Here is an 18956-nt window from a genome sequence, read left to right as displayed (position 1 = left end):
GGCCGGTTCCGTCGTCACCGCCTCCCGCGGTGACGACGGAGTCGCGGGGTTGATCAGGGCAGAACCCACTTCTGGTTGGCACCGGTGTGGCACGACCAGAGGTGGACCTTGGTGCCGTCCGCAGAGGAGGTGCCTGCGGCGTCGAGGCACTTGCCCGACTGCGGGTTCCTCAGCGTGCCGTTGGCCTGAGGAACCCACTTCTGGGCGCCGGTGCCGTTGCAGGAGTAGAGCTGGACCTTGGTGCCGTCGGCCGATCCGCCGCCACTGATGTCCATGCACTTGCCCAACGCCCGCAGAGTGTCGTCCGCGCCGACCGTCCACTGCTGGGCTGCCGACCGGTTGCAGGTCCACAACTGGATCTGCGTGCCGTCCGCACTCGCGCCGCTCGCCACATCGAGACACTTGGCACCGATGCCGGTGACGGCACCCTCCCGAGGGCCGGTCGGGACTCCGAGCTCCTTGATGCGGATGTTGCGGAAGGAGACGTCGTCGCCGGTCCCGTGGTTCTGCAGTCCGATGTGGCCCTGCTGGAGGCTGCGGGCGGGATCGGTCTGGGTGAAGTCATTGATCCTGCGGCCGTTGAGGAAGACCTGGAGTCGTTCGCCCTCGACCCGGATCTCATAGGTGTTCCACTCGCCCGGCGGGTTGAGGGCCGCGTCACGGGCGGGCAGGTCGGCCGATTTGAAGCCGTAGACGGATCCCGTGGTGCGGTCCGAGGAGTCTGTCGCGTCGATCTGGATCTCATAGCCGTTGTTGACGGCCGACCACGGATCGTCGGAGGCCGGGAAGCCCACGAAGACGCCGGAGTTGTCGTCGCCGGCCTGCCGCCAGTCGAGCTTCAACGAGTACGACTTGTACTCCTTGGCCTCGTACCAGAACAGACCGAGGCCGCCCTGCGAGGTGAGAGTGGCGTCGGACTCGGCGAAGGACCCAGGTCCGGCCTGCTTCCACCCACTGGTACCCGAGGTGCCGTACAGGGGGGTGTAGCCCGTCTCCGGTCGGCAGTCGGCCTCCGTCAGGCGCGCGGCCCAGCGGATCCCGCCGAGCAGATGGCGCCGGAAGGCGGGATCGGTGTAGGAGTCCTCGGTGTGGCCGCCGCCCGTGTAGAAGGCCCGCCCGCCCTCGTAGTCCTTGCACCAGGCGATCGGGTGGTCACCGCCCATCGCACCGCCGCTGTACGTGGACTCGTCGAGCGAGGCCAGCACGTGTGCGGTCGTTCGCGGATTGGTGCGGTAGTCGTACCACTCGTCGGTCCGCTGCCAGGTCCGGCCGAGGTGGGAGGTGGCGTCGTGAGCGCGGTCCTCCACGGTCACCGTGGCGGGCTGGATCTGCGGGTGGGACCTGAACAGAGCACCGGCCAGACCGCCGTACCAGGTCCAGTCGTACTCGGTGTCGGCCGCCGCGTGGATGCCGACGTAGCCGCCGCCGGCGCCGATGTACCCCTCGAACGCGGTCTGCTGCGAGGCGTTGAGCACGTCGCCGGTGGTGGAGAGGAAGACCACGGCCTCGTAGCCGGCCAGGTTGGCGGGGGTGAACGCAGCCGCGTCCTCGGTCGCGGTGACGGTGAAGCTGTTGGCGGCGCCCAGCTCGCGTAGGGCCGTGACACCTTCGTCGATGGACGAGTGGCGGAAGCCGGCGGTCTTCGAGAACACCAGCACGTCGTACGCCGGGTCGGCCGCGGCCGCCACCGAGGAGCGGACCTCAGCGGGTGCTCCGGGCTCGGATTCGGCGGCGGCGGAGACGGCTGCCGGTAACGCGGCGGTGCTCAGGAGCACACACGCGGCCCAGCAGGTGGAGCGGATGAACCGTCGACTCATGGCAGGATCCACTTCTGGTTGGCGCCGGTGTTGCAGGTCCACAGCTGGAGCTTGGTGCGGTCTGCGGAGGCCCCTCCGGCCGCATCAAGACATTTGCCCGTTGCCGGGTTCTGCACAGTGCCGTTCGACTGCGGCGCCCACTTCTGGGCTCCGGTGTTGTTGCACCCGTACAGCTGGATCTTCGTTCCGTCGGCTGCCGCGCCCCCGCTGATGTCCAGGCACTTGCCGAGCGCGCGCAGAGTTCCGTCCGAGCCGACCGTCCACTGCTGGGCGACCGTTCCGTTGCAGCCGTACAGCTGGATCTGCGTGCCGTCCGCACTGGCTCCGGCCGCCACATCGACGCACTTGCCGTCGATGCCCGTGATCTGACCCGTCCGTGCCTGAGCGCCGTCGGTCGTGAAGGTGAAGTCGTCGATGTCGAAGAGGGATCCGCTGCCCCCCTTGAAGACGAGGTGGAGGGTGGTGGTGCCCGCGGGACGGTTGGTGAGGTTCGCGGACACGTCCTGGAAGGATTCCCAGCCCCCGGTGGCGGGGACGGCCGCCGATCCGAGCAGGGTGCCGGTGGGTGAGCCGGCCCGTACTTCCAGGGTCCCTCCCGCGGCGCCGGAGGCGATGCGGGCGGTCAGTCCTGTGGCGTTGGCGAGGAGGTACGGCTTGAACGAGATCCAGTCGCCGTTCTCGATGTAGCCGACCGCCTTGCCGCCGTGTGCCGCCGTCTTGTCGACGATCGTGACACCGGCGGAGTCCCCGAAGTGCTCGGCCTGGCGCTGGCTGCCCTGACTGAGGTTCTGGTCGTGGGTGGTCAGCGCGGGCTGTCCGTTCGCTCCTCCGTCGGTGTACTCGGCGTCCCAGACACCGAAGATGTTCGCGTTCGGGTCGTGCTCACCGTCGGCGATCGTTTTGAGGGTGCCGGAACAGCCGGTGGCGGATGTCTGCAGGTGGCCGTGGCTGTCGTGTCCGATGATGAAGTTGACCTTGACCCTGGAGCAGTCGATCGCGCTGTCCTCGGGATCGGAGACGGTGACCTTGAAGGGGACGGCGGCACCCATGTCGATGATGGAGCCGTCGGTGGGCAGTTCGAGGGTGACGCTGGGCGCGGTGTTGCCGACGGTGATGATCACCGAAGCGTTCGCGGTCTTTCCGGTGCCGTCGGAGACCGTCAGCTCCGCGGTGTAGCGGCCGTTGGTGGTGTAGGTGTGCGAGGGGTCAGCCGCGGTGGACGTGCCGCCGTCACCGAATTTCCAGGCGTAGGTGAGGGGGTCGCCGTCGGGGTCGGAGGTGCCTGCGGAGGAGAACTTCACGGTGAGAGGGGCCCTGCCGGAGGTGCGGTCGGCGGCCGCCTTGGCGAGCGGGGCCCGTCCGCCGGTGACGTACTCGATGCGGTAGACCGCGCTGTTCGCGTCCCCGTTGAAGTAGCCGGTGCCGTAGTCGAGCACGTAGAGCGCACCGTCCGGCCCGAAAGCCGAATCCATGACCTGGGTGCCCTGCCAGGGAAAGGCGTTGATCGCCTGCACGGTGCCGTCCGCGCCCTGCTCTATGCGCTTGATCCACTTGCGGCCGAACTCGCCGGCGAAGAAGTCGCCGTCGAAGTGCTGCGGGAACTTGACCGCCGAGGTCGAGGCCGCGTCGTAGCGGTAGACGGGCCCGCCCATGGGTGACTCGGAACCACTGCCGAACTCGGTGACCGAGCCACCGTCGTACGGGATCCAGGCGGGCTGGGCCGGAGGGAGGTCGGTCAGGCCGGTGTTGTTCGGCGAGGTGTTCCTGGGGGCCGAGCAGGAGAACGCGGCCCCGGACGTCGAGGTGGCGAAGTCGTAGTCGACGTAGGCGCTGTTCTTGCCGACGCAGTAGGGCCAGCCGTAGTTGCCCGCCTTGGTGATCCTATTGAACTCGACCTGTCCGGCAGGTCCGCGGCCCGCGTTGGCGGTGCCGGCGTCGGGGCCGTAGTCACCGAGGTAGACGGTGCCCGTGGGCTTGTCGACGGACATCCGGAAGGGGTTGCGGAAACCCATGGCGTAGATCTCGGGTCTCGTCTTCGCGGTTCCCGGTGCGAACAGGTTGCCCGACGGGACGGAGTAGCCGCCCGTGGCGTTCACCTTGATGCGCAGCACCTTGCCGCGCAGATCGTTGGTGTTGCCCGCCGAGCGCTGGGCGTCGTAGGCGGGGTTGCGGCTCGGCCGCTCGTCGAGGGGGGCGTACCCGTCCGAGGCGAACGGATTGCTGTCGTCGCCCGTGGAGAGGTACAGGTTGCCCTGCGCGTCGAAGTCGATGTCGCCGCCGACATGACAGCACAGACCACGGCTGGCGGGGACGTCGAGGACCTTCGCCTCGGAAGCGGTGTCCAGGGTGCCGTCGGTCCTGAGAACGAAACGTGAGAGCCGGTTGACGCCGTTGAACGGCGTGAAGTCTGCTGCCGAACCGTCCGCGGGGGCATCCCCGGTGGGCGTCGTGAGCTTCGGGGCGTAGTAGAGGTAGACGAAGCGGTTGGCGGCGAAGCCCGGGTCGACGCCGATGCCCTGGAGGCCCTCCTCGTCGTGCGAGTAGACGTCGAGGCGGCCGGCGACCTTGGTGGTGCCGGCGGCATCGGTGAGACGCAGAGTGCCGTCCCGTGAGGTGTGCAGGACGGACCTGTCGGGCAGGACGGCGAGCGTCATCGGCTCACCGGTCTCGGCCACCCCTTTGGCGAGGGTGACCTGCTGGAACTCGTCGGCTGCCGCAGGTGCGGCTTCGGCCGGTCTCTGCTGGGCGGTGAGGGTGCCCGCGACGGCGACTAAGGTGCAGGCCACTGCCGCGAGAGCTCGGGTGAGTCTCCTGTGCACGCGAATCCTCCGTGTGGTGACGGGGTCGGGGTGGAGCACAGGCGCGCGCCGTCGCGCCGGGAGGACGGGTGCCCCAGGGGGGAGGAGAGGCACCCGGTCCTTGTTGTCCGGTTCAGATCAGGAAGGTAATGGCTTTTTCTCCGGCCAGATACCCCTTTGACGCACCGAGTCGCAACTTCCTCTTGTCGAGAGACAAAGCGGCGGAACGGCTGCCCGGGGCGGCGGACAGAACTGTGCCGTCGTGTGAAAGCGGTTCACCCGGTACCGGACGGTGTCGGGGTACACGGCGGGTGCGCGACCTCCCGCACGTCCCGGCTGCCGGACGGCGCGGACCGACTTCCTTCACGGGATGCCTTCCCAGGCCTGATCTCTGCCTATGGGGGCACACGTGTTCCAACTACCGGAAGGAGTCACATCATGCTGGCGATAGCTGCGGCGGTCCTGTTCTTCATCGCTTTCCTGATCAATGCCGCCGACATAGCGACGAACGAGGTTTTCGCCTCGGTGAACGTCATGCTGCTGGGCCTGGGCCTGTTGGCCCTGCATGTCGCAGGCATCGGCAACGGGTGGCGAACCCGCCGACGGTGACACCGCCTGACCGGTTCCGGTCCACCTCGGACACCCGCAGAGAAGGAGAGACCGCGCGATGACCCCGTTCACTACGATCGCAGCTGCGGACGCCTCAGCTGCTCCCGCATGGCTGCACGTGTTGGTGATGGCGGCCGCTGTGCTGATCCTCATCTACAGCCTCGCCCGACGCAGCAGCTGACCAGGGAACCCGAGGCGAGGCGCCGCATGTCAGGCAGTCGCCCATGTGGTGGTGTGCAGCGGTGGAACTCGAAGCGCTCGCCATGCGCTCGTTCCGCGAACAGGCGGCGAGGACCGGCCGGGTCCTCGCCGCCTCCTGCGTACTCGGGTACCGCCGCGGGAGGGGGAAGCACCGCGTCCAGGTCGAAGGCGGTGGCGCCGCCACTGGTAGATTTTCATGATGAGTGCGACCGAGCCGAACGGCTTCGACGTCCAGCTCCACCTGGACCTGCCGCCCCGGGTGGCGAACCTGGGCGTCGGAGTGCACGGGACCACCGGCCTGCGGGACGTCTTCCGGCTTCCGGACCTGTGGCAGCTGCACCTGTACCGGTACGCCGCCGAACTGACCGTCGACGGTGTCGTGCACGCGATCCGGCCCGGCCGGGTGAGCCTCGTGCCGCCCGGGGCGGTCGTGGAGTTCCGCTACGGCGGGCGGTCCGAGCACCTCTACGTGCACTTCGAACTCCCGAAGTCCGGTAATCCGTTGACCGTTCCGGTGATGCAGGACGCCGGTGCCGAGACGTCGGTCCTCACCGATCTGCTGCAACAGGCCATCGCGGCGGCTCCGCGCAACCCGGCCCGGGCGGCGGCCGAAGTATGGGCGGCGTTGTGGCGGGTCGCCGGCCTGGCGGCGCCCTCGGGCGGGGTGGAGGAGCGCGGGCACGCCGCGGCCGCCGCGGCCGTCGCGCACATCGAGGCCCATCTGGCGGGACCGCTGACCGTTCCGGAGGTGGCCGCGGCCGCAGGGATCTCGCACAACCACCTCATCCGGCTGTTCCGGGCCGAAACCGGCGGCACGGTGGTGGCCTACATCCGCCGGCGCAGGATGGAACGGGCCCGGCACCTGCTCAGGGAGTCGACGCTGTCGATCCCCGCCGTGGCCGTCCTGGTCGGTATCGGTGATCTGCAGGCCTTCAACAAGGCATGCCGACGCGAACTGGGCGCGTCCCCGCGCGCGATCCGCGCCGGCAGCGGCTGATCTCAGTCGCGGCCCGAGCCGCGGTAGAGGTCCAGCTCACCGTCGAGTTCCACGGCGAGGACGGTCGCGTACGCGTCGACGTCGGCGCTCACCGGGGCGTCGATCCATGTGACCCCGGGCACTTCGCCGAGACCGCCGATGACCTGGTGGGGCAGTTCGGTGCCCGTGCCGACCACGCTGACGCGCCTGACCGGCGTCCGCAGACCGCGCAGCCCGATGGTCTCGCGCGGCGTGTCGAAGCAGATCAGGAACAGGGTGCGGCGGTCGGCGGACAGGGTGCTCGGTCCGTAATGGTGTCCGGCGGGCAGGCCGGCCACCGTTCCGTACACGGCATCCTGGTGCTTGGCGATCCAGCCGCCGAGGCCCTCGAGACGTTCGACCTGGGCGGCCGGGATGGTGCCGTCCTCCCGGGGTCCCACGTCGAGCAGCAGATTGCCGCCCATGCCGATGGTCTCCGCGAAGTAGCGCACCAGCTGGCCGACCGACTTCTGGTTGTCGTCCTGGTGCTGGTAGCCCCAGGAGTCGTTGACCGTCAGGCACAGCTCCCACGGCCCGTCGGGGGCCTGCAGCGGCACACCCTGTTCGGGCGTGGCGTAGTCGCCGTAGCTCAGCATGCGCGCGTTGAGGACGGTGTCGGGGTTACCGGCGAGGATCTCCTCGGAGAGCTCCCGCATCTTCCACTGGTCCTCGCTGCGCTCCCACTCGCCGTCGAACCACAGCAGGTCGGGGCGGAAGCGCGAGACGAGCTCGCCGACCTGGGCGTTGCGGTACGAGAGGAAGCGCGCCCAGGCCTCGGGGTCCTCGACACCGTTCCTCGGCGTCACATAGCGGTTCGTGCCCACGTCCTCCTTCGGCGGGTCGGGGTGTACCACGCTCGCGTAGTCGGGGTGGTTCCAGTCCGAGTGGGAGTAGTACAGGCCCACCTTGAGGCCCTGCTCCCGCAGTGCCTCGGCGTAACCGGCGATCAGGTCACGGCCCGCCGGGGTGTGCTTCACGACGTTCAGATCGCCCTGCCCGGTGTTCCACAGAGCCACCCCGTCATGGTGGCGGGCGGTGAGAACCGCGTACTTCGCACCGGCCTTCGCGAACACTTCGGCCCATGCCTTCGGGTCGTAGTCCGAGGCGGTGAACCCGTCGAGCTGCTTCATGTACTGCTCGTGGGGGACCTCTCCCGAATAGAAGGACCAGGACTCGGGAACGCCGTCGACGGCGTAGATCCCGTAATGGATGAAGATGCCCAACTTGGCATCGGAGAACCAGGGCTGCATCGGCATGTGCTCACGCTAGGCAGGGAGCCGGGTCCCGCGCGTGGGGCGTAGTCACCACTGGTGGTTCGTTTTCACCCCTACGGGCTCCCCTCCCAGGCAGTGGCCGGGGAGCGGAGCCGGGAGACGTCCGATGGCTGACGAGGGGGTGCGCTGCTGCTCGACCGATGGGCGGAGCAGGTGGATCAGTGGCGTTTTGAGGGTGTGGTCCTCTGTCTGTGGTCGGGTCATTTCCCGGATGTGTGCGCTTGCCTGGCCCGTTTTGGGGCTTGACTGAGAAGAAAGATCCGATGAATATTCATCTCGTTCTCTATGGACCCGCAACCTGCCCAGATCGCAAGGACACACACGTGAAACTGCTGCGCCTCGGTGCCCCCGGTGAAGAGCGCCCGGCCATCCGCACCGACGACGGCCGGGTGCTCGACCTCTCCTCCGTCACCCCGGACATCGACGGCGCCTTCTTCGCGTCGAACGGTCTCGACCGCGCCCGCGCGGCACTCGCGTCCGGCGAGTTGCCCGCAGTGGACGCCGAGGGCGTACGAATCGGCGCCCCTGTCGCCCGGCCGGGCAAGGTCGTCTGCGTCGGCCTCAACTATCGCGATCACGCCGCCGAGACGGGCGCGCAGATTCCGGCACGGCCCGTCGTCTTCATGAAGGACCCCGGCACCGTCATCGGCCCGTACGACGAGGTGCTCATACCGCGCGGCTCGTCGAGGACCGACTGGGAGGTCGAGCTCGGAGTCGTCATCGGCACGCGGGCCCGCTACCTGGAAAGCCCTCAGCAGGCACTCGCTCACATCGCCGGGTACACCGTCAGCCACGACGTCTCCGAGCGCGAGTTCCAGCTCGACTACTCCCCGCAGTGGGACCTCGGGAAGTCCTGCGAGACGTTCAACCCGCTCGGCCCCTGGCTCGTCACCGCCGACGAGATCGACGATCCGCAGAATCTGGCCCTGCGGCTGACCGTCAACGGGGTGAAGCGCCAGCGCGGCAACACCAGCGACATGATCTTCCAGGTCGCCCACCTGGTTGCGTACTTGAGCAACTACATGGTGCTCGAGCCGGGCGACGTCATCAACACCGGCACCCCCGCGGGCGTCGCCCTCGGGCTGCCCGGCCACCCGTACCTGCGCCCCGGCGACACCGTCGAGCTCGACATCGACGGCCTCGGCAGCCAGCGCCAGACCTTCGTACAAGCCTGAGAGGCCCGAACGTGACCTCAACTGCCCCGAGAATCATCGCAGTCGACACGTACGACATCCGCTTCCCCACCTCCCGGGAGCTGGACGGCTCGGACGCCATGAACCCGGACCCCGACTACTCCGCCGCCTACGTGGTGCTCCGCACCGATGCGGGAGACGGCCAGGAGGGCCACGGATTCACCTTCACCATCGGGCGTGGCAACGATGTCCAGGTCGCCGCGATCGACGCGCTGCGCCCGCACATCGTGGGCCGGTCGGCCGACGCGCTGTGCGCCGATCCGGGATCCCTGAACCGCGACCTGATCGGGGACAGCCAGCTGCGCTGGCTCGGCCCCGAGAAAGGCGTGATGCACATGGCCATCGGCGCCGTGGTGAACGCGGTCTGGGACCTGGCGGCCAAACGCGCGAGCAAGCCCCTGTGGAGGTTCCTGGCGGACGCCGAGCCCGAATGGCTCGTCTCCCAGGTCGACTTCCGCTACATCGTCGACGCGCTGACCCCCGAGGACGCACTGGCGCTGCTGCGCCGCGGCCGCGAAGGAGCCGCCGGCCGCGAGAGCGATCTGCTGGGACGCGGATACCCCGGCTACACGACTTCGCCCGGCTGGCTCGGCTACTCCGACGAGAAGCTCACCCGGCTCGCACAGCAGGCCGTCGCCGACGGCTTCACCCAGATCAAACTGAAGGTCGGCGCCGATCTGGCGGACGATGTCCGCCGCTGCCGCGCGGCCCGCGCCGCCGTCGGCCCCGACATCCGCATCGCCATCGACGCCAACCAGCGCTGGAACGTCGGCGAGGCCATCGAATGGACCAGGGCCCTCACCGAGTTCGACCCGTACTGGATCGAGGAACCCACCAGCCCCGACGACGTGCTCGGCCACGCGTCCGTACGCAAGGCCGTGGCACCCGTCAAGGTAGCCACCGGCGAACACGTCCAGAACCGCATCATCTTCAAGCAGCTCCTCCAGGCCGGAGCCATCGACGTCCTGCAGATCGACGCCGCACGCGTCGGCGGTGTCAACGAGAACCTCGCGATCCTGCTGCTCGCCGCGAAGTTCGGCGTGCCGGTCTGTCCGCACGCGGGCGGCGTGGGCCTGTGCGAACTCGTCCAGCACCTCGCGATGTTCGACTACGTGGCGCTGTCCGGCTCGACCGAGAACCGGGTCATCGAGTACGTCGACCATCTGCACGAGCACTTCCTCGCCCCCGTGCAGATACGCGAGGGGTACTACCGGGCTCCGCACACCCCGGGCTTCTCGGCCGAGATGCACGCCGCCTCGATCGCCGAATTCAGCTACCCGGACGGCCGGTTCTGGACCGAGGACCGAGCGGCACAGGGTGCCGCACAGGCCACACACGATGCCGTACCCGAGACGGTGCAGAAGGAGGTCCTGGCATGAGTGAGCTGAGTGGACTCAAGGCAGTCGTCACCGGAGGAGCGTCGGGCATCGGTCTGGCAACCGCCAGACTGCTCGCCGAGCGCGGGGCCCACGTGGCCGTGCTCGACCTCACCCCCGACGCCGTCGACAAGCCGTTGCGCGGCTACCGTGCGGACGTCAGCGACGACACCGCGGTACACACCGCCGTCGTGGCCGCCGCCGAGGATCTCGGCGGGATCGACATCCTGGTCAACAACGCAGGTATCGGCGCCGTCGGCACCGTCGAGGACAACGACGACGCGCAGTGGCACCGGGTACTGGACGTCAACGTCCTCGGGATCGTGCGGACCACCCGCGCGGCCCTGCCCTATCTGCGGTCCTCGTCGCAGGCCGCAGTCGTCAACACCTGCTCGATCGCCGCCACCGCCGGGCTGCCACAGCGAGCCCTGTACAGCGCGAGCAAGGGTGCCGTCCTCTCCCTGACCCTCGCCATGGCCGCCGACCACGTACGCGAAGGAATCCGGGTCAACTGCGTGAACCCGGGCACCGCCGACACCCCCTGGGTCGGCCGGCTCCTGGACGCCGCCGACGACCCGGTGGCCGAACGGGCGGCGCTCGACGCCCGACAGCCGATGGGCCGCCTGGTGACGGCCGACGAGGTGGCCGCTGCCATTGTGTACCTGGCGAGCCCGGCCGCCGGATCCGTCACCGGCACGTCGCTCGCCGTCGACGGCGGCATGCAAGGCCTTCGCCTTCGACCGGTCCAGCACTGAGGAGCGGGAGCACATGCGACGCAACGCGCTCGGCACGAGCGATGTCGCCGTCACCGAACTGGCCTTCGGAGCAGCGGCGATCGGCAACCTCTTCTCCGCGGTGGACGACGTCCGGGCGACGAACGCGGTCGACGCCGCCTGGGACACCGGCATCCGCTACTTCGACACCGCCCCGCACTACGGCCTCGGCCTGTCCGAGCAACGGCTCGGCGCGGCACTGAGCATCAGGCCCCGCGACGCGTACGTCGTCTCGACCAAGGTGGGCCGCCGCCTGGAGCGGACGGCGGCGGCGGGCGACGACCTCGCCAACGGCTTCGCCGTGCCCGCCACCCACCGTCGTGTCTGGGACTTCAGCGCCGACGGTGTACGACGGAGCATCGAGGCGAGTCTGGAGCGCCTCGGCCTCGACCGGATCGACGTCGTGTACCTCCACGATCCGGACGACCACGAGAAACAGGCCTTCACGGAGGCCTACCCGGCGTTGGAGCGGCTGCGCGCCGAAGGTGTGGTCGGCGCGATCGGTGCCGGCATGAACCAGGCGGAGATGCTGACCCGATTCGTCCGCGACACCGACGTCGACGTGGTGCTGTGCGCCGGCCGCTACACCCTCCTGGACCAGGGCGGCCTCGACGAGCTCCTCCCGGAGGCCGACGCGCGCGGCAGGAGCGTCGTCGTCGGCGGAGTCTTCAACTCGGGACTGCTCGCGGACCCGAAACCGGGTGCCACCTTCGACTACGCGGCCGCGTCCCCGGAGGTACTGGACCGCGCGCTGCGCATGAAGGCCGTGGCGGACCGGCACGGCGTGCCCCTGCGCGCCGCGGCCCTGCGGTTCCCCTTCGGCCATCCGGCGGTGGCGGGCATCCTGGTCGGAACCCGCTCCGCGCACGAGGTCCACGACGCCGCCGACATGGTGACGCGCACCGTCCCCGACGAACTGTGGGCCGAACTGCGGGCCGACGGCCTGCTTCCGGAGCACGTCCCGGTCCCGGTGGCGGAACGGGACAACAGGGCAGACGCGGACGCCGTCACCCGTACACCCGAGGAGCCGTCATGAGGATCGCGCTGCACACCACGGTCCGCGCCGACCGGATCGAGGAGTACGACGCGGCGCACCGCGAAGTCCCCGAGGAACTGACGGCAGCGATCCGCTCCGGCGGCGCCACCTCCTGGACGATCTGGCGCAGCGGCACCGATCTCTTCCACCTCCTGGAGTGCGAGGACTACGCCGCGCTGCTTGCCTCGCTGGAGAAGCTGCCGGTCAACATCGCCTGGCAGGCGCGCATGGCCGAACTCCTCGACGTCGTGCACGACTACTCGGCCCAGGGCACGGAAGCCGGCCTGCCCGTCGTGTGGGAGCTGTGAGCGCCCTGGAGGTCACCGGCGTCAGCGCAGCGCGCTCTTCGCCTTCCACTCGGACCACGGCACGTTCCAGGCGCCGAAGCCGTTGCCCGGGGCGACGACGCCCTTGGTGTCCTTGCCGGTGATCTCGAACGGGTCGCCGGGCCGGACCTGGGCGTAGAGCCAGGCGGCGTTCGTGTCGCTCATGCCGATGCAGCCGGAGCTCTTGTTCGCGTTGCCGAACCACCTGTCGTTCCACGGCGCCGCGTGCGCGTACATGCCGGACCAGGTGAGCCGCATGGAACGGTCGACCATCTTGTCGTAGGCGTCGCCGAGGCCGACGGTCTCGGAGTTCATGTTGATCGTGCCCTCCTTGGCCATCAGGACTGCGGTCCCGCGCCAGGAGCGTCTGTCGCCGCCGGGGGTGCCGCCGGAGACGGGGATGCTCCGCACTGCCTGCCCGTTCCGTTCCAGGGTGAGCTGCTTCCGGTCGAGGTCGACCTTGACCGTCCGGCCCTCGCCGACGGTGAAGCCGGTCGAGTAGTCGCGGACGAACCAGCCGCCGTCCCCGGAGTCCGTGCCGTTGAGCTCGGCGCTCAACGTGACCTTCGTGCCGGGCCGCCAGTACTCCTTGGGGCGCCAGTCGATCCGGTCCCGGCCGGACCAGTCCTCCAACCAGGACCAGGATCCCTCGGTGGCATTCGACGTGGTCAGCTTCAACTGCCGCTCGACGGAAGCCTTGTCGGTGACCGGGTTGTCGAAGACCAACGAGACCGGCTGGGCGATGCCGACGACCGCCTTCGTGCCCGGCCGCAAGTCGACCTTGTTGACCTTGTCGGCCTCGGCCGTGGCGAACACGGACGTGACGGTGCTCTTCGTGCCGGCCTTCGTGGTCGTCGTCGCGGTGACCTTGTACGAGGTGCCGGGGGCCGCCTTGCGTACCGAGACCCACGTCGCCCCATCGGCGGCGACCTCACCGGCGAACGCGCGACCCTCGTCGTCCGTGACGGCGACCGAGGTGAGGGTGCCGCCCGCCGCGGCGACCCTCACCGTGCCGCCGGCCCGTACGCCGTTGCCCTTCGGCGTCACGGTAACCGTCGCGGGGCGGTCCTCCGCGGCGCTCGTGCCGCCGCCCTTGGCGTCCTCGGCCGCCGCACCGGAGCCTGCTCCGGTTGAGCAGGCCGCGAGCGGGGTCAGCAGTACCGCGACCGCCGCGGTGCGTACACATATACGGCTCAACGGAGTCTCCGTCCGTGGTGGTTCGAATGTGGATACCGAGACACTAGAACCGGAAAAGCCCAGGTGAGCCGCCCTGTGGCCATGTGACAACGACTGCAGGACAACGGTCATCGTCCGGTCACATTCGGCGCGCGGAGCGGTCACGGACGGCTGTGAGCATCCTGTGCACTCCCACAGAGAGGCTCACACCGTGTCAGCACTGCTCGTGACGGCTGCCCGCGGCCCGGAAACCCCGTTGGGGCTCATCACCGCCGACAGGTACCGCTCGTTCCTGCGCTCCGGCGCGGGCTCCGATCTCGGCGCAGGGTTCCTGCAGTGCCCCTCGTGGGCCCAGGTCAAGGACGGCTGGCGTTCCCAGCTGGTGGGCTGGGGGCCGGACCCGGCGGCCGGCCGGCTGACCGGCGTCGCACTCGTCCTGCTGCGTCAACTCCCGGGAACCCGCAAGTACTTCGCCTACCTCCCGGAGGGGCCGGTCGCCGACTGGGCCGATCCGGGCATCGACGGCTGGCTCGACCCGCTGCTGAGGCACCTGCGCGCGTCCGGAGTGTTCGCCGTACGGATCGGCCCCTCGCCGGCGTACCGGCGCTGGAACGGCGCACGGCTCAAGTCGGCGACCGGGCCCGGCCGCAGGCTCACCGACGTCCTCGCGAGCGAGGTGGACCCGCTGGGCACGGCCGTCGCGGAACGGCTCCGGGCCCGGGGCTGGAACCGGTGCGGCGGCGAGGACGACGAGGACGCGCAGCCGCGCCACGTATTCCGGATACCGCTCACCGGGCGCACGGAGGACGACCTGTGGGCGGGACTCAACCAGGAGTGGAGGCGCAACGTCCGCAGGGCGCAGAAGTCGGGCGTCGAGGTGGTCGTCGGAAGTGCGGCGGACCTGCCGGAGTTCTACCGGCTGCTGCGCATCACCGAGGAACGCGACGGCTTCCGCCTCGGCCGTTCCCTGGGGTACTACGAGCGTCAGTACGCGGCCCTCAACGCTGAGGAACCGGGCCGCATGCAGCTCTACCTCGCCCGCCACGAAGGCGAGATCCTCGCTGCCCACACCATGATCCGCTGCGGCCGCCGGATCTGGTACCAGACGGGGGCCTCCGCCGACCACCGCCGTGAGGTCCGGCCCTCCAACCTCCTGCAGTGGCGCATGCTGCTCGACGCCCAGGCACTCGGCGCCGACGTCTACGACATGCGCGGGGTACCCTCCACCCTCGACCCCGACGACCGTCGATACGGGCTGCTGCGCTGGAAGCTCGGCACCGGGGGTGAGGTCGTCGAAACCCTGGGGGAGTGGGAGAGACCGTTGGACGGCACGGCCAACCACGCGCTGTACCGCGCGTTTCAGACCTATCTGGCGCGACGATGAGTACGACCGCCACAGCCGAGCCGACGGCGAAGCAGCCGTCCGCGCTGCGCAGCGGCGCGATCATGGCGGCCGGGTCGGTCGTCTCACGCGCCACCGGATTCCTGCGGTCCGCGGTCGTCGCCGCCGCGCTCGGCCTCGGGATCGTCGCCGACGGGTACGCGGTGGGCAATTCGGTTCCCACCATCGTCTACATCCTGCTGCTCGGGGGCGCGCTCAACGCGGTCTTCCTGCCGGAGCTGGTCAGGGCGGCGAAGGAGCACGCGGACGGGGGTGCGGCGTACACCGACCGGCTGCTCACCCTGTGCGTGCTGGCCCTGCTCCTCCTCACAGGTGCGGCGGTGTGGGCGGCGCCGGCCATCGTCGGGTTCTACTCGGACTACCCGCCGGACCAGCACACGATGACGGTCGCGCTGGCCCGCTACTGCCTGCCGCAGATCTTCTTCCTCGGCCTGTTCACCCTGCTCGGACAGGTACTCAACGCGCGCGGCCGCTTCGGCGCCATGATGTGGACACCGGTCCTCAACAACGTCGTGGTCATCGCCGTGTTCGGCCTGTACCTGGCGACCGGAGCGGGCGGTGAGCTGACACCGGGGGAGCGTTCCCTCCTCGGGTGGGGCACCACGGCCGGCATCGTCGTCCAGGCGCTCGCCCTGCTGCCGTCGCTGCGGGCCACCGGGTTCCGATTCCGGCCCCGGTTCGACTGGAGGGGCAGCGGCCTGACCCGGCCACTGCGTTCCGCGGGATGGCTCGTGCTGTTGGTCCTCAGTAACCAGGCCGCATACTGGGTCACCACCCGGCTCGCCACGTCCGCAGGCGCCCGCGCCGCCGCCGAGCAGATCGAGGGCGCGGGGTTCAGCGCGTACAACAACGCGTACACGCTGTGGATGGTGCCGCACGGCATCGTCACGGTCTCCCTGGTGACGGCGCTGATGCCGCGGATGAGCCGGTCGGCGGCCGACGGCGACACGGCGGCGGTCCGGCGGGACGCCGGATACGCGCTGCGCACGAGCGGAGCCCTGATAGTGCCCGCCGCGTGCGCGCTGCTCGCCCTGGCGCACCCCGCGACGGCGCTGGTCTTCCAGCACGGCAGGACAGGACCGGAGGACATCGCCGTGCTCGCCGGGATCCTGATGGCCTTCGCCCCCGGACTGATCGCCTTCTCCGGCCAGTACGTGCTCTCCCGATCCTTCTACGCGCTGTCCGACACACGCACCCCGTTCCTTCTGAACCTGATGATCGCGGGTCTCAACGCGGGGCTGTCGTGGACGGCGTACCAACTCCTGCCTGCGCGCTGGGCGGTCACCGGCATGGCAGGCGGCTACTCGCTGGCGCTGTTCGCCGGCTGGGCCCTGACCGCCCTGGTGCTGCACCGTCGTCTGACGCCCGGGAAGGGCGCCGCCGACGGACCGCCCCGGCCCCGGCTGTGGCGCTCCGCCACCGTCGCCGCCCAGGCCGGCATGTTCGCCGCCGCTGTGCCGGCTACCTTCCTCGGCCTCGGCGCCGTCCGGCTGTCCGCACCCGCCGGGCCGGCCGTCGCCGCCGGAGCCGGCGCGCTCACCGTCGCAGCGGTCTTCGTCCTACTCGCCCGCCCGCTACGCCTCGCCGAAGTCGACTCCCTCGTCACCGGTGCGGTCGCCCGTGTCCGTCGCCGACGCTGAGACCCGCGGAACCGCGCAGCGCTCGGAGAGCGTGAACCCTCCTGACCCATTCACCACGACCCCCAGGGACCCCCGCACATGCCCCGCGTGCTCCTGATCGAAGACGACCCCTCCGTACGGGAGGGTGTCGAGCTGGGACTGCGCCGCCGCGGCCACGAGGTCCGCACGGCCGCCACGGGGGAGGCCGGACTGGCCGCACTCCGCGAGTTCCGGCCCGACCTGCTCCTGCTGGACCTGATGCTGCCCGGCATGAACGGTGTGCAGGTCTGCCGTCTCGTGCGGGAGGACAGCCAACTGCCCATCATCATGCTCACCGCCCGCGGCGACGACTTCGACGTCGTCATCGGCCTCGAAGCCGGTGCCGACGACTACATCGTCAAACCGGCCCGCACCGAGGTGATCGAGGCCCGCATCCGCGCCGTGCTGCGCAGGATGGAGACCCCGGGCAGCGGCCGGCCCTCCGTCGAGTTCCACGGAGACCTCGCCGTCGACCGCGCCGGCCTCACCATCGCCAAGTCCGGTGAACGGGTTGCCCTGGCGCCCTCCGAGATGAAGCTGCTCCTCCATCTGACCGCCGCGCCGGAGCAGGTGTTCAGCCGACAGCAACTACTGGAACACGTGTGGGAGCACAGCTACCACGGTGACGCCCGCCTCGTCGACGCCTGCGTCCGCAGGCTACGCAACAAGATCGAGGACACCCCGGGCAGCCCGCGCTACATACAGACCCTGCGGGGCTTCGGCTACCGCTTCGGACCCCTGTGAACGCCGGCCGCACGAGTCGCATGCGCCGGATTGCCACCTTCGGGTTGCGCACACGCCTCGTCCTCGCGTTCCTGCTCGTCGCCGCCGTCAGCGCGGGGACGACCGCGGCACTCACCTACCGTGAGGCGCGCAGCGCCGTCCTCGTCAGCGCCCAGGACACCGCGGTCGTGTCCTTCCGCGAACAGGTGGAGACACTCGCACCCGCACTCCCCGTCGATCCGGTGATACTGCGCGAGATGCTCTTCGTCCTCGCGAGCAAGGCGAAGCCGCACCCGTGGATCATCTTCGCCGAATACGGCTCGCTGCGCGTCTCATCGAGCACCAGACCCACCTCCTCCGTCATCACCCCCGAGTTGCGCCGCACCACCCTGGCGTCGTCGCACGGCAGCTTCGAGAGGGTCGTGAAGGACGGTGTCCCGTACCTCACGATCGGAGTGCCGGTCCTGACGCGGACCGGCGAGGACAGCACCGTGCCGACCGGGCTCGTCCTGTTCGCCGTGATGCAGATGAGCGAGGAGCAGGCCAATGTCGACGCCCTGGTCACCGCCGCGCGCGACGGCGCTCTGCCCGGCCTCGCCATCGCCCTGGTGCCCGCGCTGATCGCCGCGCGCAGTGTGCTGCGCCCGGTCCGCGAGCTGCGCAGGGCGGCCCGCTCCATGGGCAGTGGCCGGCTCGACGCGCGGATCAAGGTCTCCGGGAGCGACGAACTGGCGGATCTGGCCCGTACGTTCAACGAGTCTGCGGGGCAGCTCGAGAAGTCGGTCGACGAACTGCAACAGGCGGAGGCCCGTGCCCGTCGGTTCGCGTCCGACGTCTCGCACGAACTGCGCACCCCGCTCGCCGGGATGCTCGCCGTCACCGAGGTGCTCGACGAGGACGCGGACGGCCTCGACCCGGACACGGCCCAGGCCGTCCGGCTGATCAGCGCGGAGACCGGCAAACTGGCGGTCCTCGTGGAGGATCTGATGGAGATCTCCCGCTTCGACGCACGCGCGGCCGAACTGAACACCGACGAGGTCGACGCGGCGGAGACCATCGGCAGGACGCTCCTGCACCGGCGTTGGGACGGCCGCGTACGCACCGACCTGCCGGACGGGATACGGGCCCGTCTCGATCCGCGCCGGTTCGACGTCGTCGTCGCCAATCTCGTCGGCAACGCACTGCGGCACGGCTCGGAGCCGGTGACGGTCCGACTGAGCACACGGACGGCCGTCGACGGGGAGAGCACGCTGATCCTCGAGGTCGCCGACAGCGGGCCCGGCATAAGGCCGGAGGTACTGCCCCACATCTTCGACCGGTTCTACAAGGCCGACGCGGCCCGTACCCGGTCGGCGGGCAGTGGCCTCGGCCTGGCGATCACCCAGGAGAACGTACGGCTGCACGGTGGCACAGTCCGCGCCGGGAACGGACCGGACGGCGGCGCCGTCTTCACGGTCGAGATCCCCCTCGGCGGGTCCACCGGGCACGAGCGAGGCAACGGCGTGAACGACTCCCGCAGCGACGAGGCAACGGTATGAGCCGACCCCGCAGCGACGAGGCAGGGCAACGGGCATGGGCG

The 18956-nt window shown here is 69.8% G+C and carries 16 protein-coding genes; 12 read left to right on the top strand and 4 right to left on the bottom strand.

The features are described from left to right. Positions 1 to 53 precede the first annotated feature (53 nt). Together ACFW9O_RS26105 and ACFW9O_RS26100 are read right to left on the bottom strand one after the other, a co-directional pair. Positions 54 to 1817, bottom strand: a complete 1764-nt coding sequence (locus ACFW9O_RS26105; RefSeq protein ID WP_384612582.1) for a ThuA domain-containing protein — start codon at positions 1815 to 1817, stop codon at positions 54 to 56. Next, complete coding sequence (locus ACFW9O_RS26100) at positions 1814 to 4636, bottom strand: PQQ-dependent sugar dehydrogenase (protein WP_384612580.1); 2823 nt, start codon at positions 4634 to 4636, stop codon at positions 1814 to 1816. The genes ACFW9O_RS26105 and ACFW9O_RS26100 overlap by 4 nt, the downstream gene beginning before the upstream one ends. Before the next feature lie 417 nt (positions 4637 to 5053). On the opposite strand from ACFW9O_RS26100, the gene ACFW9O_RS26095 reads away from it, so the two are divergent. The 3 genes from ACFW9O_RS26095 (at position 5054) to ACFW9O_RS26085 (ending at position 6422) form a co-directional block, all read left to right on the top strand. After that, the gene (locus ACFW9O_RS26095; protein WP_351181839.1) at positions 5054 to 5224 is read left to right on the top strand and encodes a hypothetical protein; all 171 of its coding nucleotides are present in this window, start codon (positions 5054 to 5056) and stop codon (positions 5222 to 5224) included. Between the two features lie 58 nt (positions 5225 to 5282). Next, positions 5283 to 5405 carry a hypothetical protein gene (locus ACFW9O_RS26090; protein ID WP_384612578.1) on the top strand — a complete coding sequence of 41 codons (123 nt, stop codon included), beginning with the start codon at positions 5283 to 5285 and terminating at the stop codon, positions 5403 to 5405. Positions 5406 to 5624: 219 nt separating this feature from the next. Continuing rightward, a complete protein-coding gene (locus tag ACFW9O_RS26085; RefSeq protein WP_384612577.1) occupies positions 5625 to 6422 on the top strand; it encodes an AraC family transcriptional regulator in 798 nt (265 codons plus the stop codon). A gap of 2 nt (positions 6423 to 6424) precedes the next feature. On the opposite strand, the gene ACFW9O_RS26080 is transcribed toward ACFW9O_RS26085, so the two are convergent. Then, a complete protein-coding gene (locus ACFW9O_RS26080) occupies positions 6425 to 7696 on the bottom strand; it encodes an alpha-L-fucosidase (protein WP_384612575.1) in 1272 nt (423 codons plus the stop codon). Positions 7697 to 8037: 341 nt separating this feature from the next. Between ACFW9O_RS26080 and ACFW9O_RS26075 the strand changes: the two genes are divergently transcribed. The 5 genes from ACFW9O_RS26075 to ACFW9O_RS26055 are packed head-to-tail and all read left to right on the top strand — an operon-like array spanning position 8038 to position 12400. Further along, on the top strand, positions 8038 to 8889 hold the full coding sequence (locus tag ACFW9O_RS26075; protein WP_384612573.1) for a fumarylacetoacetate hydrolase family protein: 852 nt from the start codon (positions 8038 to 8040) through the stop codon (positions 8887 to 8889). Between the two features lie 11 nt (positions 8890 to 8900). After that, the gene (locus tag ACFW9O_RS26070; protein WP_384612572.1) at positions 8901 to 10286 is read left to right on the top strand and encodes an L-fuconate dehydratase; all 1386 of its coding nucleotides are present in this window, start codon (positions 8901 to 8903) and stop codon (positions 10284 to 10286) included. Continuing rightward, positions 10283 to 11038, top strand: a complete 756-nt coding sequence (locus ACFW9O_RS26065; protein WP_384612570.1) for an SDR family NAD(P)-dependent oxidoreductase — start codon at positions 10283 to 10285, stop codon at positions 11036 to 11038. Before ACFW9O_RS26070 ends, ACFW9O_RS26065 begins: the two co-directional genes overlap by 4 nt. Before the next feature lie 13 nt (positions 11039 to 11051). After that, positions 11052 to 12092, top strand: coding sequence for an aldo/keto reductase (locus ACFW9O_RS26060; RefSeq protein ID WP_384612568.1), 1041 nt, complete (start codon positions 11052 to 11054; stop codon positions 12090 to 12092). After that, entirely contained in the window at positions 12089 to 12400 is a 312-nt protein-coding gene (locus tag ACFW9O_RS26055; RefSeq protein ID WP_384612566.1) for an L-rhamnose mutarotase, read from the top strand. The genes ACFW9O_RS26060 and ACFW9O_RS26055 overlap by 4 nt, the downstream gene beginning before the upstream one ends. 21 nt (positions 12401 to 12421) lie before the next feature. Here the strand turns inward: ACFW9O_RS26055 and ACFW9O_RS26050 are convergent, their stop codons facing one another. Beyond that, positions 12422 to 13615 (bottom strand): Ig-like domain-containing protein, encoded by a 1194-nt coding sequence (locus ACFW9O_RS26050; RefSeq protein WP_384612564.1) that lies wholly within the window; start codon positions 13613 to 13615, stop codon positions 12422 to 12424. Between the two features lie 190 nt (positions 13616 to 13805). Here ACFW9O_RS26050 and ACFW9O_RS26045 point away from each other — a divergent pair, with 190 nt between their 5' ends. From ACFW9O_RS26045 to ACFW9O_RS26030, 4 genes are all read left to right on the top strand, one after another. Continuing rightward, on the top strand, positions 13806 to 14978 hold the full coding sequence (locus ACFW9O_RS26045) for a peptidoglycan bridge formation glycyltransferase FemA/FemB family protein (protein WP_351174013.1): 1173 nt from the start codon (positions 13806 to 13808) through the stop codon (positions 14976 to 14978). Next, positions 14975 to 16636 carry a murein biosynthesis integral membrane protein MurJ gene (murJ, locus tag ACFW9O_RS26040; RefSeq protein ID WP_384612562.1) on the top strand — a complete coding sequence of 554 codons (1662 nt, stop codon included), beginning with the start codon at positions 14975 to 14977 and terminating at the stop codon, positions 16634 to 16636. Before ACFW9O_RS26045 ends, murJ begins: the two co-directional genes overlap by 4 nt. Before the next feature lie 78 nt (positions 16637 to 16714). Further along, positions 16715 to 17398, top strand: a complete 684-nt coding sequence (locus tag ACFW9O_RS26035; RefSeq protein ID WP_384612560.1) for a response regulator — start codon at positions 16715 to 16717, stop codon at positions 17396 to 17398. A gap of 20 nt (positions 17399 to 17418) precedes the next feature. Further along, positions 17419 to 18915 carry an ATP-binding protein gene (locus ACFW9O_RS26030; protein WP_384612558.1) on the top strand — a complete coding sequence of 499 codons (1497 nt, stop codon included), beginning with the start codon at positions 17419 to 17421 and terminating at the stop codon, positions 18913 to 18915. Positions 18916 to 18956: the final 41 nt, after the last annotated feature.

The organism is Streptomyces sp. NPDC059499 (assembly GCF_042749285.1).
Lineage (GTDB): Bacteria > Actinomycetota > Actinomycetes > Streptomycetales > Streptomycetaceae > Streptomyces.
This window is presented reverse-complemented; position numbering and strand designations above follow the sequence as displayed.